This is a genomic window from Staphylococcus warneri, from assembly GCF_900636385.1.
In the GTDB taxonomy this organism is placed as follows: domain Bacteria; phylum Bacillota; class Bacilli; order Staphylococcales; family Staphylococcaceae; genus Staphylococcus; species Staphylococcus warneri.
The window spans coordinates 2,073,285-2,087,455 of sequence record NZ_LR134269.1; the positions used below are offsets into that span (position 1 = coordinate 2,073,285).

Annotated in this window: 13 protein-coding genes; 6 read left to right on the forward strand and 7 right to left on the reverse strand. The window is 31.9% G+C overall.

What is annotated here, in order from left to right; all coding sequences use genetic code 11:
* Nucleotides 1-223 precede the first annotated feature (223 nt).
* Complete coding sequence (locus tag EL082_RS10170) at nt 224-1,951, reverse strand: ABC transporter ATP-binding protein (RefSeq protein ID WP_015365323.1); 1,728 nt, start codon at nt 1,949-1,951, stop codon at nt 224-226.
* 193 nt (nt 1,952-2,144) lie between these two features.
* Between EL082_RS10170 and pbp4 the strand changes: the two genes are divergently transcribed.
* Nucleotides 2,145-3,434 carry a penicillin-binding protein PBP4 gene (gene pbp4 / locus EL082_RS10175; RefSeq protein ID WP_002465980.1) on the forward strand — a complete coding sequence of 430 codons (1,290 nt, stop codon included), beginning with the start codon at nt 2,145-2,147 and terminating at the stop codon, nt 3,432-3,434.
* A 78-nt stretch (nt 3,435-3,512) separates the two neighbouring features.
* Here pbp4 and tagD read toward each other — a convergent pair whose 3' ends face one another.
* From tagD to tagG, 4 genes are all read right to left on the reverse strand, one after another.
* Nucleotides 3,513-3,911 carry a glycerol-3-phosphate cytidylyltransferase gene (gene tagD / locus EL082_RS10180; protein ID WP_002465978.1) on the reverse strand — a complete coding sequence of 133 codons (399 nt, stop codon included), beginning with the start codon at nt 3,909-3,911 and terminating at the stop codon, nt 3,513-3,515.
* Nucleotides 3,912-4,041: 130 nt separating this feature from the next.
* A complete protein-coding gene (locus EL082_RS10185) occupies nt 4,042-5,106 on the reverse strand; it encodes a glycosyltransferase family 2 protein (protein ID WP_015365324.1) in 1,065 nt (354 codons plus the stop codon).
* Nucleotides 5,103-6,197 (reverse strand): teichoic acid glycerol-phosphate primase TarB, encoded by a 1,095-nt coding sequence (gene tarB, locus EL082_RS10190; RefSeq protein WP_002465963.1) that lies wholly within the window; start codon nt 6,195-6,197, stop codon nt 5,103-5,105. Before tarB ends, EL082_RS10185 begins: the two co-directional genes overlap by 4 nt.
* Nucleotides 6,198-6,361: 164 nt before the next feature.
* Nucleotides 6,362-7,174: a teichoic acids export ABC transporter permease subunit TagG gene (gene tagG / locus EL082_RS10195; protein ID WP_002465986.1), complete on the reverse strand. Its 813-nt coding sequence runs from the start codon at nt 7,172-7,174 to the stop codon at nt 6,362-6,364.
* Nucleotides 7,175-7,653: 479 nt separating this feature from the next.
* Here tagG and tagH point away from each other — a divergent pair, with 479 nt between their 5' ends.
* Nucleotides 7,654-8,448, forward strand: coding sequence for a teichoic acids export ABC transporter ATP-binding subunit TagH (tagH, locus tag EL082_RS10200; protein WP_015365325.1), 795 nt, complete (start codon nt 7,654-7,656; stop codon nt 8,446-8,448).
* A 79-nt stretch (nt 8,449-8,527) separates the two neighbouring features.
* Here tagH and tarA read toward each other — a convergent pair whose 3' ends face one another.
* Nucleotides 8,528-9,277 (reverse strand): N-acetylglucosaminyldiphosphoundecaprenol N-acetyl-beta-D-mannosaminyltransferase TarA, encoded by a 750-nt coding sequence (gene tarA / locus EL082_RS10205; RefSeq protein ID WP_002465853.1) that lies wholly within the window; start codon nt 9,275-9,277, stop codon nt 8,528-8,530.
* Between the two features lie 275 nt (nt 9,278-9,552).
* Here tarA and EL082_RS10210 point away from each other — a divergent pair, with 275 nt between their 5' ends.
* A complete protein-coding gene (locus EL082_RS10210) occupies nt 9,553-10,299 on the forward strand; it encodes a M50 family metallopeptidase (protein ID WP_002465871.1) in 747 nt (248 codons plus the stop codon).
* A 133-nt stretch (nt 10,300-10,432) separates the two neighbouring features.
* Here the strand turns inward: EL082_RS10210 and EL082_RS10215 are convergent, their stop codons facing one another.
* Nucleotides 10,433-11,077, reverse strand: a complete 645-nt coding sequence (locus tag EL082_RS10215; RefSeq protein WP_002465911.1) for a metal-dependent transcriptional regulator — start codon at nt 11,075-11,077, stop codon at nt 10,433-10,435.
* Between the two features lie 121 nt (nt 11,078-11,198).
* On the opposite strand from EL082_RS10215, the gene EL082_RS10220 reads away from it, so the two are divergent.
* Genes EL082_RS10220 through mntC form a run of 3 tightly spaced genes read left to right on the forward strand, consistent with a single transcriptional unit; the run spans nt 11,199 to nt 13,705 of the window.
* The gene (locus EL082_RS10220) at nt 11,199-11,939 is read left to right on the forward strand and encodes a metal ABC transporter ATP-binding protein (RefSeq protein WP_002465865.1); all 741 of its coding nucleotides are present in this window, start codon (nt 11,199-11,201) and stop codon (nt 11,937-11,939) included.
* A 2-nt stretch (nt 11,940-11,941) separates the two neighbouring features.
* Nucleotides 11,942-12,775 carry a metal ABC transporter permease gene (locus EL082_RS10225; RefSeq protein ID WP_002465905.1) on the forward strand — a complete coding sequence of 278 codons (834 nt, stop codon included), beginning with the start codon at nt 11,942-11,944 and terminating at the stop codon, nt 12,773-12,775.
* Complete coding sequence (gene mntC, locus EL082_RS10230; RefSeq protein ID WP_002465858.1) at nt 12,776-13,705, forward strand: manganese ABC transporter substrate-binding lipoprotein MntC; 930 nt, start codon at nt 12,776-12,778, stop codon at nt 13,703-13,705.
* Nucleotides 13,706-14,171 lie beyond the last annotated feature (466 nt).

Sequence of the window (14,171 nt, forward strand, 5' to 3'; positions counted from 1 at the left end):
ATTTATTTAATTTTCTAACAACGCGTTGTACAAAAGTAACTTATGTATAGATATAAGACTCTATAACATGGATAAAATCCATCCCCAAAAGCAGAGCCCATCTCATTGGCTTAATTATACCATTTGTAAAAATGACTTAAAATAACGTTTTTCATTAAATCTTTAAATTATACAAAAAAGCACATACACTCATCCAAGCGTATGTGCTTTATATTATAAAATTTTAGTCAGCAAGCTTTTGGGATGTTACAAAGTGTTTATATTTCTCATGTGTTGTCATTAACTCACTATGTGTACCTTTACCAGTCACTTGTCCTTTATCTATAAAGATAATTTGACCTGCTTTTTTAATTGTAGAAAGTCTATGTGCAATAACAATCGTTGTACGGCCTTCCATCAATGTTTCTAGAGCTTCTTGAATTTTCAATTCACTTTCACTATCTAAGTTAGCGGTAGCTTCATCTAATAATAAAATATCTGGATTTTTAACAAAGCTACGTGCAATATCTATTCGTTGTCTTTGACCACCAGAAAGTTTCAGACCACGTTCACCAACTAATGTATCGTAACCCTCATCAAATTGCATAATAAAATCATGACAATTAGCTAATTTAGCGTATTTAATAAGTTCTTCATCCGATACTGAACGATTAACACCGTACAAGATATTATCTCTAATCGTACCACTCATCATAGAGTTTGATTGCATCACATAACCAATCTTAGTACGCCATTTAGATAATGGAATATCAAAAATACTTGTACCATTATACGTAATGTCGCCACTTTCAATATCATACATACGTTCAATTAAATTGAATATCGTACTCTTACCAGAACCAGAAGGACCGACAAATGCACTAACCTGTCCTTGAGGTATATTAAATGACACATCATTCAATATAGACTTAACATCATATTTGAAGTTCACATGATCAAATACAAGTTCACCATCTTGTACCTCAACATCTTTTGACTCTTCAAGTGCTTCTGTAGGTTCAATAGGTTCTTGCATGATTTCATATATTCGATGACTTGCCCCAACAGCTTTTTTATAATCTGTTATCAATGTTGATAGATTAATCAACGGCATAGACATTTGAATCACATAGAAAATCATTGCGATCAATGTACCTGCAGTGATAGCGCCTGTTGCGATTTCTAAAGCACCGAAACCTAGGATGATAGCGATAGTTAGTAACATCACCACGCCCGAAATAGGTTGTACTACCGCTGAAATTTTAGCTTGCTTTAAACCTAAGCGATAAATTTCTTTTAAATTAGTATGTGCATTATCAAGTTCTAATCTTTCTGTATTAGAAACTTTAACCAATCTCATTTCTGTCAGTACACGCCCAAGTAAACCACTAAAATTAGCAATTTCTGTTTGTGTACTCGTTGAGATCTTTTGCATCACACGACCTAATGGAATCATGATAAGTACAAAAATAGGAATGGTAATAAACGTTAATAACGTCATTTTCCAATCCATGATAAATAGCATAACGAGAGATCCAACTAACGTTAATGCTGAAGGTAATAAATTAGGTAATTTTTGAGAAATAAATTCATTGATTACCTTTGTGTCGTCTGTCAAACGACTCATCAATTGACCACTTTCGTTTTTATCAAAGAACGGCATTTTTAATTGAATGATATGTTCCCATAATAATGAACGGATATCATAAATCATTTTTTCACCAATTTTACTTAGTAAATATAATCCAATACCACTTAAAATAGCATTAAGTAGGAATATACCACCAAATATGGCTACAAGATTCCAGTTCATAGTACTTACTGAGAATTTATCTACTAATCTCCCAGTAAATAGAGGTACTAATAATCCACTCAAACTTCCTAAAGAAGTAATAATGACCGCAGCAATGATTAACCCAATTGGCCAAGAGAGCCTTTTAAATAAAAAGAATAAAGGGTTAGTTTGTTTCATAATAATACCTCTTCTATTAATATTCATATTTTAAATTTTGCTCAATCTTACTATAAAAGTTCGTGCATCCCAAATATTTAAGTCTTTCCCAACTATAATAAAATTTCAAAAATTCAACATCTTACATATATGTAACAAATAATGTATATGATAAAATATATTAGTTGAAAATTATAGTTAAAGGAAAGAAATAATGAAAAGAATCTTTATACTCATCATAACGATGTTCTTCGTATTAAATATTATAACACCTTTTGCTAATGCAGAGAATGGTGATGTTACCCCAGTTCAAGTTGCTATCGATAATGGTTATAGTAAAGTAACTGAAGCGTATCAACCTGAAAGTGCCATTAACGTGAGTCAAGACGGCCAAATACTCTATGAATACAATAAAGATAAGGTATGGTATCCAGCATCAATGACCAAACTCATGACAATGTATCTTACTTTAGAAGCTGTCAAAGATAAAAAGCTATCCTTAAATGATGAAGTCAAAATGACTGATCGTGAATATCAAATGTCTACACTTCCTGAATTGAGTAATACTAAACTTTATCCAGGACAGAAGTGGACCATTTCAGATTTACTTCAAATTACCGTTTCTAATTCTAGTAATGCCGCTGCACTAATACTGGGCGAGCAAGTATCTGGTAATGTCAATGACTTCACAGATTTAATGAATAAAAAAGCCAAGGAACTCGGTATGAAAGATACACATTATGTGAATCCTTCAGGTGCTGAAAACACTCGTCTCAAGAGCTTTGCTCCTTCTAAATATAAAAAGACTGAAAACACAACAACTTCAGCACGCGACTATGCCATTTTAGACCAACATGTGATTAATGAAACGCCTAAAATATTAGATTTTACCAAACAACTCGCACCAACAACACATGGTGTAACGTATTATACATTCAACCATTCATTAGATGGTGCCGACATGAGTTTACCGGGTACAGATGGTTTAAAAACTGGTTCTAGTGACACTGCAGATTACAACCATACGATTACTACAAAACGAAACGGGTTTAGAATCAACCAAGTCATATTAGGTGCTGGAGATTATAAACATATCGGCGGAGAAAAACAACGCAACATGATGGGCAATGCGTTAATGGAACGTTCATTTAATCAATATAAATATGAAAAAATCCTATCAAAAGGAAAACATCAAATTAATGGTAAAACATATTATGTAGAACAAGATTTATACGACGTCCTACCTAAAGATTTCACTAAAAAGGACTTTCAATTAGTCATTGATAAAGGCAAAGTACATGCAGATTACAAACGTGAATTCATCACTAAACAAGATGGACCACCTTCGGTTACAGTACATAAACCCATATTCCATCATGCGACAACCGTTGCTAAAAGTATATGGCAAACTCATCCTACTATAGCTATTATCTTCGCTATAGGTTTAGTAATCGTATTATCTATTATAATTCATCTATTCATTCAAGCTTTTCGCAGAAAATAGGCCACATGCAATCAAAACAATAAAAGGACAAAGCACAGACATCTCGTCTTGGCTTTGTCCTTTATTATAAATACGCTATTATTTAGCGTCTTTCCCGTATAATTCTTGTTTGATTTTCGTAGTAGAAATACCTTCTGTACGGTTAAGATAAATCACTTCACATTTATCTTTTAAGAAATCAAATTCGCCTTCCCAGTCGTGTCCCATTACGAAAACATCGACATCGAAACGTTCAACATCTAATTCTTTTTGACCCCAACCATCTTCAGGGATTACTAAGTCTACATAACGAATTGATTCTAACATCATTTTACGTTGATTATAGTCATAATATGATTTTTTATTTTTCACTTGGTTGAATTCATCAGTAGATAACGCAACGATGAGATAATCTCCCATTTCACGTGCTCTTCTTAATAATTCAATGTGTCCATAATGTAATAAATCATATGTACCATAAGTAATTACTCGTTTCATGATACGTGATTCTCCTTAACTAAATATTTAATAAAAATTTATATTCTTAATGTAGCATAAATTGTATAGGCTTACCATTAATTCATTAAAACATCATGTCACTCTTTAAAATCTATACGATGATTGACCATTATTTCTTTAATACTTTTTTTAACTTTTGCTTTCCAGAAAATGCTGATTTTTTAGGAAAAGTCTGTGCTAAAAATCGAACATATCCTGGTCTTCCAATACCTACATTTGCCAATGTACGCCTCCATGGTTGATAGAGATCTTTAGTCCATTGTGTTCCGCCCTGTTCAACCGCTTCTATAATTCTAAACATTGCATCACCTGAATAATTTGTCTCTTGCATCAAATTAATATACTTTGTCACACTGTCTATAAATGATGGCGTAATCGCACTATTTTTTAATAAATGTGCTTGGATTAAATAACTTACAATAAGATTATCCATACGATAGCTGTAATAAATTTTTTCATTCATTAATAGTAATAATTCCATTACGCGTTGTCGCACTTTCATAGCATCTTCCATATATGGTAAGAACGTATCTGCACGTCTATCTGTCACCGAGCCTTCTCGTTCATTATAGCCATATGCAATGATTGACATAAGGTTAATATCTCGTGCTTTAGAAAAAGCACGTACCATAAATGTATGCTCTTCACAAAATACAACATCTTCATCAAACCTTAAAGAAACAAATTTTGCACTAAACAACTTGCCACCAGGACCTATAGATTGAAGTATTTCTGGGTTTCTTTCGAGTGTTACAACTTCATCTCTCTTAATTTCCTCATGTGTAGGAAATACTTTCCATTCGCCATGAACGTCGCGACCAATTTGGCCTATCACAATGTCGGTTTCCTCGTGATTCTCATATGTTTGTATCATTGCATCTATACGACTTGGTAAATATTGATCATCTGCATCTAAAAACATAAATGCATCCGTATCGTCATCCATAGCTGCTAATCCAACATTACGACTTCTAGCAGCACCTTGATTCTCTTGATGAATGACTTTAATATTAGGAAATTCTTTTTGTAATTCAGTTAATTCATGCTTTGTATTATCTGTCGAACCATCATTTATACAAATAATTTCAAATTCTACTTTAGTATCAATCGACGTGACCGCTCTTCTTACTGTATCTTGTCCGTTATATACAGGCATTATAATCGCTAATTTCATGATTTCACCAACTTATCTATATAGTTTGTTACTTGATTCAATGTTTCTTGTGTAGTGTATTTATGCCAGTGATTAAATAATGACTTGAATTGCTTATCATCTTGCTTAATTTTTTCAATAAGTGCTTCTTCCGTCGTCACTTTATACGTATTAGGAATATCATAATAATATTGGTTAAGTCCTCTTACCTTTTCATATTCCTTTTCGTCATACACATAAAAGAGCGTTGGTTTATTAAGTAAACTCGCTTCAATTGGTATTGAACTATAATCACTAATAATTAAATCTGCCATGATAAGTAATGATGTTGAATCTAAGTCGTGCTCTTCTTTATCTTTTTTGATAGACGGATGAAAATGACTAAGCAATGTGTATTCAGGCAATGCCTTTTCAAATAGAGTTTTATTAATTTGTCTGTTAGCTTGATGATTTTCCCTATAGGTTGGCATATAGACTGCTAATTTTCCTTGGATACCATATTGCTCTTTTAATCGTTGTTGTTCTTCTTTAATATCAATATTTAAATATTCAACTAATCTAGGAAGTCCAGAACGTAACATTTGTGAAGGGTGTGCATCAAATGATTCGTTAAAACAATGCCCCATTTCTTCTCCACCTACTAAATATAAATCTGTAGCTGAATATACTCGTTGATATTGATTCACCATTGCTTGATTATTCGAATCCACTTGATGATCTGTTAACCCAAAATCTTTTAAAGCACCAGCAGCATGCCATGTTTGAATAACAGTTTGTTGCGCTTTTTTATGGTATGCACCCATAATTAAATAATAAGTATCTATGAGAATTACTTTTGCTGTGCTTAGCGCTTTAATATGTTGAATAACATTTTTATTTCCTGCTTTAATATATGTCACATTTGATAAATGTTGAATATGATGCGCATGCTTGTCTGTCGTGATAACCGTTAATTTGTATCCTTTAGTCCTTAATTGTTCGATTATCGGCAATACATCTTTAGGAAATGTCATCATAACAACAATATTGCTATTTTTAACTTTTAGTCCTCTAAAAATGACATTAAATATCGTAATGACGATCATATATATTTTTTTGATTAAAACTCTCATTTCATTCACCGTCTTTATTTCGTTTTATCTTTATTCATAAATTATATACGATTCCAAGATTGATAGAAAATAATTCTCTCTCTACTTATTGTCCATAAAATAAAAAAGTAGACCAACATTATATCGTCGGTCTACTAGTATGTGTCTTTTGACGCACTTTATTCTTATAAGAAATCAGCAAAGTGATCTCTATATTTTTTATGAAGAATAGAACCCAAAACAAAGAATATGACAATGATCATGACATTATACAAGGCTAATTTCCAGTGATCAATGAAATACCATTGATGGAACAATATTGCTGCACGATATGATTCAGCAATGAAGTATACTGGATTAAATAACATAATATGGTGCACAATGCCACTTACGCCATGGTTTTTAGGTATCCATAAAATGGGTGACATATAGAATAATATTCTCATTAATGCCTGCATCGCCATCTGAGTATCTCTTACTAAAATACCTAACGTTGATGTAAATAATGCTACTGACGCCGTTAATAAAAAGGCAAACGGCACATAAATCAATAATTGTATAATATGAATAGATGGGTAAATACCTCTAAACATACACGCTATGATAATGATGGCAAGTAATCCAATATGTCCATAAAATCTGCTTGTTACAATATATGTTGGAATAATAGACAATGGAAAATTCATCTTAGCGACTTGATTAAATTTTTGGGAAATAGATTTTGTACCTTCGAGTACACCTTGGTTAATAAAGAACCACATACTGATACCTACGAGTAACCAAAATACAAATGGAATACCATGTACCGGATGGTTACTTCTGATTCCTAGACCAAACACTAACCAATAAACCATAATTTGTAGCGCTGGATTCAATAGTTCCCAAGCCATACCTAAATAGTTACTATGGTTCGAAATTTTAATTTGGAATTGTGCCAGTCTTTGGATTAAATAAAAGTTTTTGATGTGTTCTTTAAATACAGTAACTACTGCTGACATTGAATTAAACCACACTTTCAAACATTTAATGTATATACAATTGATAATGAGATACAACCTGTCATTTGGCGTACTATGTTTCTTTCAATCCACACTATATATGATATCAACGGTGTAAATTAAGTTAAACAAATACTTCAGAAATGATGATAATCATATCTCAAACTCATTGTTTTTTAATATGTAAATTTGTTTTAATTGAATAAAATATACCAAACTATATAACATAGTAAAAGATATTAGTTTATTAAATTCTCATCTTATTATACAATCATTTAAGTTATTAAACATAATAAAGTACCTTAAAAAGACAATAATGTCATTGATTGTCTATAATTAGACATAGTCTATCGTGTTAAATTAACTTTTACTCAATTTTAAACAAAATCTTCTACTCACTTTACACTAGGTTAATAAATTTAACAACTGATGAGTAGTATATTATAATCTATATAAATGTAATTAAGGAAGGACTAATTATGAGCGTATCGGTAAATATAGAACATGTAACTAAAGAATATCGTATATATAGAACGAATAAAGACCGTATTAAAGATGCCTTAATACCTAAAAATAAAAACAAAACATTCTTCGCATTAGATGATGTTTCTCTTCAAGCGCATGAAGGAGATGTGATTGGTCTTGTTGGTATTAACGGATCAGGGAAATCTACATTAAGCAATATGATTGGCGGCTCTCTGTCCCCTACATCAGGTAAAATCGATCGCAAAGGTGATGTGAGTGTTATTGCAATCAATGCTGGATTAAATGGTCAATTAACAGGCGTTGAAAATATTGAATTCAAAATGTTGTGTATGGGATTCAAACGTAAAGAAATTAAAGAATTAATGCCTCAAGTAATCGAATTTAGTGAATTAGGTGAATTTATATATCAACCTGTAAAAAAATATTCTAGTGGTATGCGTGCCAAACTTGGTTTCTCTATTAACATAACAGTTAACCCTGATATTTTAGTTATTGACGAAGCATTATCAGTTGGTGACCAAACCTTCACTCAGAAATGTTTAGATAAAATTTATGAATTTAAAGAAGCGAATAAAACCATCTTTTTCGTAAGCCATAACATCCGTCAAGTTAAAGAATTCTGTACGAAAATCGCATGGATTGAAGGCGGTAAACTTAAAGAGTTTGGCGAATTAGATGATGTTTTACCAAATTATGAAAAATTCTTGAAAGAATTTAAGAAAAAATCTAAAAATGATCAAAAGGCGTTTAGAAGAGATTTAGATGCGTCTCGCTTTGTCGTTAAATAATCAACTTAAAACACCAATAAAAAGGCAATCACTGTGTTAATTACATAACACATGATTGCCTTTTCTTATGTTCATATTTTTAACGTTGTCTTTTTTGTCTGGCAATTTTAAACATAAATTTAGGGATACTCTTCAATCGTCCTAAACGTTTCCAATCAATTAACAAGCGATAAACCCATTCAATATTTAACTTTCTAAAGAATTTGGGCGCTCTTTTTTTAGCACCACTAAACACTTCAAACGAACCACCAACACCCATCATCACTGTATGTTGAAAAGCTTTACTATGGCGTGCAATCCACTTTTCTTGTTTAGGGTAACCCATACCAACGAATATATAATCTGGATTAAATGTCTCTATACGCTTAATCACTGTTTCATCTTTTAAATTAATGTAACCATGGTGATGTGCAAATGTCACTCGTGGATATTTAGCTTTTAATTGTTGCTCTGCCTTTTCAATAATTTCATTCTTTGAACCTAAAATAAAAACTTTTTGTTGATTCACGTGTGCAATTTTTAGACATTCTTCTAATAATTCTATTCCTGGAATTCTTTGTGGTAACGGTTGTTTCAATCGTTTCGATGCTTTCACGATACCTGTACCATCAGCGATGACATAATCAGCACTATTGATGAGTTGTTGATAGTCATGATTTTCTGATGCATAGTCTACAATTTCAGGATTAGCTGTAACTATAAATAAATTATCTGTCGTAGATGACATAAAAAATGTTTTAATATTTTCAACCATTTGTAACATCGTAGTATGGTCAAAATTCACGCCTAATATATCAACTTTATTATTATGCTGACCTTTTAATGTCATAAAATAAATCTCCTATCCTACTTGATCAGTTATTTCAACTGATATATCAAGTTAAATCATATATTGTCATTGTTTTAATTTTAACCAAAATGTACGCTTATTTTAACACATCAATAATCATCTAGATATTATTATTCGCAAAACCTTCATCTCTCATACAATTTACGCCTTTAGTCTAAAGGATAATTTCTAGATATTAACGTATAATAGATGTTAACTTACAAAATCAGTCTGACCGTGCGTCAATTGATTAATTCTAAATACGGAGCTTTAATATGACACAATTCAAATCATTCTTAACTACTCATATCCATTTAAATATTTATATCATATTAATCATAAGTATCATCTACATTTTCGTCCATCAAAATCGCTATAAATCTTACTATCGATACTTTGCAATTATACTTAACTATATCCCAGTATTAACTCATGAATTTGGACATGTTCTTTTTAATAAATTATCCGGTGGCCATGCTAAAGATTTAGTTATTGTGACACGACCGTCTGAAAGAGAAGCTACCTTACAACAAGGTTATGCAATTACGCAATCTAAGAGTTATCTTGGACAATGGTTCACTACATTAGGTGGCTATATCATGCCACCAATTATGTTATGGATAGGTATCATTACAGTCTTTTATAATCATCCAAGCTTTTTCATTCTCATTTACTTAGGAATTTTTATTTATTTTCTCATTTTAACGTCACGTAAATTATCACCTATACTCATTATTATCGCTATGTCTTTACTCTTGTATTTCCTATTCCAAAGCGATGATCTACTCGTTATTCATCAAATTGTAAGTTTTAGTTACCATTTGATTTTAGGCGTATTACTTGGCGAAGTGCTTCAGTCGTCTTGGACAATTTTCAGACTGACATTCCAAAGACCTAAACAAAGTTGGGACGGTAGTACCTTAACTGATATCAGTAAAATGCCAACAGTCATCTATAGCTCTATTTGGATTGCGATTAATCTATATACTGTGTATATATTAATCAAATTACTATTGTTCTAAAACTTAAAAGGTTAACCTATCTTTATCAAAGATTATAATAAACAAAAACTTGAGCCCTTCTGATCAATATGGTGTTAAGACATTTTATCTTAACCACCACACGATTCAGTTTAGGGCTCAAGTTGATGTAGTATTATTTTTCGGCAAAAATATTCATAGCATTTTCATAACTTAAAATGGTAACCACATCATTGCGCTTAATAATGACAACTTTATTAGTGTCATCTTTGGAAACAATTTCAACCTCATTGCCAATAGATATATCCTTACTTGAAAGATAAACTAACAACTCTGTCTTGTCTCTAACACGTTTAATTGTGACAACATCCGCAGGTTCAAATTCTAGTATTGTCTTTGTATATTTTTCCTTGTAACGATGATCTCTTGGAATCACGCCACCATGTGGACACGTCTCTGGGTAATTTAAAATATTATCTAGACGTTCGACAAATAAATCTGAAATTCTATGCTCCAAAATTTCAGCCTCTTGATGCACTTCTTCCCAATTATATTTCAAAATTTCTATTAAAAATAATTCGAGTAATCGATGCCTTTTAATGATATCTAAAGTGTGATTTAAACCTTCTTCTGTTAATTTAACACCTTTATACGGCTTTGTTTCTACATAGCCCGATTTTTCTAATCTCCCAACCATTTCACTAACTGATGGTGGTTTTATATTTAAAAATTGAGATAATTTTTTATTTGATACGAAGGATACATCGCCGTCATTCGTTAATATTGCTTTGAGATAATCCTCTTTTTCTTCAGTTAACATCATTTCACCTCACACATATTCACTTTATTGTATCACGAATCTACTTGACATGTTAAAACTTCTCGGTTTATTATAAAATAAATTAGGTTAACCTAAACTTTTAATTAGGAGGTATTAATATTTGTTAGAAGTTAGTAATTTAAATCTTTTTTTAGGTAATAAGCATATTTTAAAAGATATTGATTTTAAAATTCCTATTGCCGGTGAAATGATAGGTATTATGGGTCCGAATGGTGCTGGAAAGTCATCTTTACTGAAGTCATTAATAGGAGATTTCCAAGCAACTGGCACTCAATTACTTTATCAACGTCCGATACATACTCAATTGAAATACATGACATACATACCTCAAAAATCAAATATTGATTTGGATTTTCCAATAAATGTGGAAAAAGTGATTCTCTCAGGATGTTATGGCGACATCGGTTGGTTTAGCAAACCTATACATGAGACTAAAATACAATTGAATCAATTATTAGATGATTTAGACTTAAAATCATTAAAACGAAAGCAGATTTCTGCCTTAAGTGGTGGTCAACTGCAACGTGTACTTGTTGCTCGAGCACTCATGTCTAAAAGTAAACTTTATTTATTCGACGAACCTTTTGTCGGTATTGATTTTAAAAGTGAGCAACTCATAATGAATAAAATTAGACAACTAAAAGCACAAGGTAAGTTGATTCTTATTGTTCATCATGACTTAACTAAGGCTTCCCAGTACTTTGATCGGATTATGTTACTCAATCAAACATTACGCTATTTTGGCAATGCAGAAGAGGCAATGAATAGCGACACGTTGTTAAACGATACCTTTATGTCACAGAACAGTCATGTCGATGTTTCATCGAAAGGAAGTGCCTAGATATGAATGACTTTTTCACACATCTTTTAAATTATCAATTTTTAAATAGAGCACTGATCACTTCAATGATTGTTGGTGTTGTTTGTGGCACTGTCGGAAGCTTAATTGTATTAAGAGGATTATCACTAATGGGTGATGCGATGAGTCATGCTGTATTACCTGGTGTGGCATTATCATTCTTATTCGGCATACCCATGTTTGTTGGTGCGTTAATAACTGGAATGATTGCAAGTATGTTAATCGGATTTATTACTTCTAAAAGTAAAACAAAACCAGATGCAGCTATAGGCATTAGTTTCACAGCATTCCTCGCATTAGGTGTCATTTTAATTAGTATTATCAATAGCACGACGGACTTATACCATATTTTATTTGGTAATTTACTCGCCATTACGCATACAACGTTTTGGACTACCGTAATCATCGGACTATTTGTATTAAGTCTCATCATTATATTCTATCGACCGTTAATGATTTCTACGTTTGATAATACATTTAGTAGAATGAATGGTTTAAATACTAAGCTAATACATTATTTTGTCATGTTACTCCTTGCATTAGTAACTGTTGCGAGTATCCAAACCGTAGGCATTATTTTAGTCGTCGCACTATTAGTCACACCCGCTTCCACTGCCTTTCTTATATGCAAGAATTTATATGGCATGATGGCAGTCGCAAGCTTAATTGGTGTAATCAGTTCAATTATAGGACTTTATTTTAGTTACATATATAACGTACCTAGTGGCGCAGCTATTGTACTTTGTACATTTGCGATTTACGTTGTCACTTTAGGTATCACAACATTAAAAAATAAACAGAGAAGAGGCGTAATTTAAATGAAGAAAATCATTCCCTTATTGTTAGCCATTTTTATCGTCTTGGTTGGCTGCAGTCAATCTAATGGAGACAAACAACATGCTGATGGTCATAAATTAAAAGTTGTCACAACAAACTCTATTCTTTATGACATGGTAAAAAATGTAGGTGGTGATCACGTTGACGTCCATAGCATTGTTCCAGTTGGACAAGACCCACATGAATATGAAGTTAAACCTAAGGATATTAAAAAGTTAACCGATGCAGATGTTATTTTCTATAATGGTTTAAATTTAGAAACTGGTAATGGCTGGTTCAAGAAAGCGTTAGATCAAGCTGGTAAATCGATGGATGATAAAAAAGTTATCGCTGTTTCTAAAGATGTTAAACCTATCTATCTAAATGGAGAAGAAGGTAACAAAGATAAATTAGACCCTCATGCATGGTTAAGTATTGAAAATGGTATTAAATATGTCAAAACGATACAAGATAGTTTAATCAAATATGATTCATCAAATCAAAAAGATTATAAACATCAAGGTAATCAATACCTATCTAAATTAGAAAAACTTAATAAAGAAAGTAAAGACAAATTTAATGACATTCCAAAAGAACGACGAGCCATGATTACTAGTGAAGGTGCATTTAAATACTTTGCTAAGCAATATGATGTGAAACCTGGCTATATTTGGGAAATCAACACAGAAAAACAAGGTACACCTTCACAAATGCGACATGCTATTCAATTTGTAAAAGAAAATCACATTAAGCATCTATTAGTCGAAACAAGTGTAGATAAAAAAGCGATGGAAAGCTTATCTGAAGAAACACATAAAAATATATACGGAGAGGTATTTACTGATTCAATTGGTAAAAAAGGCTCAAAAGGTGATTCTTATTATAAAATGATGAAATCAAATATCGATACAATACATGGTAGTATGAAATAATGCTCATCGCACAACTGACAACATAACTTAATAGAACCATTGGCTGAGTGATTAAGATATAACTTGAATCACACTCAGCCTCCCTATTAAGTCTCTATGATATAGCTAATAGTCTCATATCGTGCGTGAATTTTTATATTATCCTCCTAAAATATAAAATCGTTCTCTCACGCACGGTATGGTGGTGTTAGTCTATCTCATCTCATTTATGTAGTGGGCTTATACATTATCTTAACTCCCCAGTGGTAAAGGTATCATTTCATCCCCCTTTACCAAATCGTTTCAAACTGACAGAATATAATAAAAATGGCATGAATTACGTTTCCTTTTCATCCATTTATATATCTGTCAAAGTTATAAAATCATCCCTATAACATTGAGATTGAATTGGATTTCACTATAGGACGCTGTTGAACAGGTTGTATAGAATCCATGCACTGATGGTTCAATCTCAAATGATTCAACA

Excerpts from the sequence above, each read along its gene's own strand:
- EL082_RS10170 (WP_015365323.1), bottom strand. The coding sequence starts at position 1,951 with ATGAAACAAACTAACCCTTTATTCTTTTTATTTAAAAGGCTCTCTTGG.
- pbp4 (WP_002465980.1), top strand. The coding sequence starts at position 2,145 with ATGAAAAGAATCTTTATACTCATCATAACGATGTTCTTCGTATTAAAT.
- tagD (WP_002465978.1), bottom strand. The coding sequence starts at position 3,911 with ATGAAACGAGTAATTACTTATGGTACATATGATTTATTACATTATGGA.
- EL082_RS10185 (WP_015365324.1), bottom strand. The coding sequence starts at position 5,106 with ATGAAATTAGCGATTATAATGCCTGTATATAACGGACAAGATACAGTA.
- tarB (WP_002465963.1), bottom strand. The coding sequence starts at position 6,197 with ATGAGAGTTTTAATCAAAAAAATATATATGATCGTCATTACGATATTT.
- tagG (WP_002465986.1), bottom strand. The coding sequence starts at position 7,174 with ATGTCAGCAGTAGTTACTGTATTTAAAGAACACATCAAAAACTTTTAT.
- tagH (WP_015365325.1), top strand. The coding sequence starts at position 7,654 with ATGAGCGTATCGGTAAATATAGAACATGTAACTAAAGAATATCGTATA.
- tarA (WP_002465853.1), bottom strand. The coding sequence starts at position 9,277 with ATGACATTAAAAGGTCAGCATAATAATAAAGTTGATATATTAGGCGTG.
- EL082_RS10210 (WP_002465871.1), top strand. The coding sequence starts at position 9,553 with ATGACACAATTCAAATCATTCTTAACTACTCATATCCATTTAAATATT.
- EL082_RS10215 (WP_002465911.1), bottom strand. The coding sequence starts at position 11,077 with ATGTTAACTGAAGAAAAAGAGGATTATCTCAAAGCAATATTAACGAAT.
- EL082_RS10225 (WP_002465905.1), top strand. The coding sequence starts at position 11,942 with ATGAATGACTTTTTCACACATCTTTTAAATTATCAATTTTTAAATAGA.
- mntC (WP_002465858.1), top strand. The coding sequence starts at position 12,776 with ATGAAGAAAATCATTCCCTTATTGTTAGCCATTTTTATCGTCTTGGTT.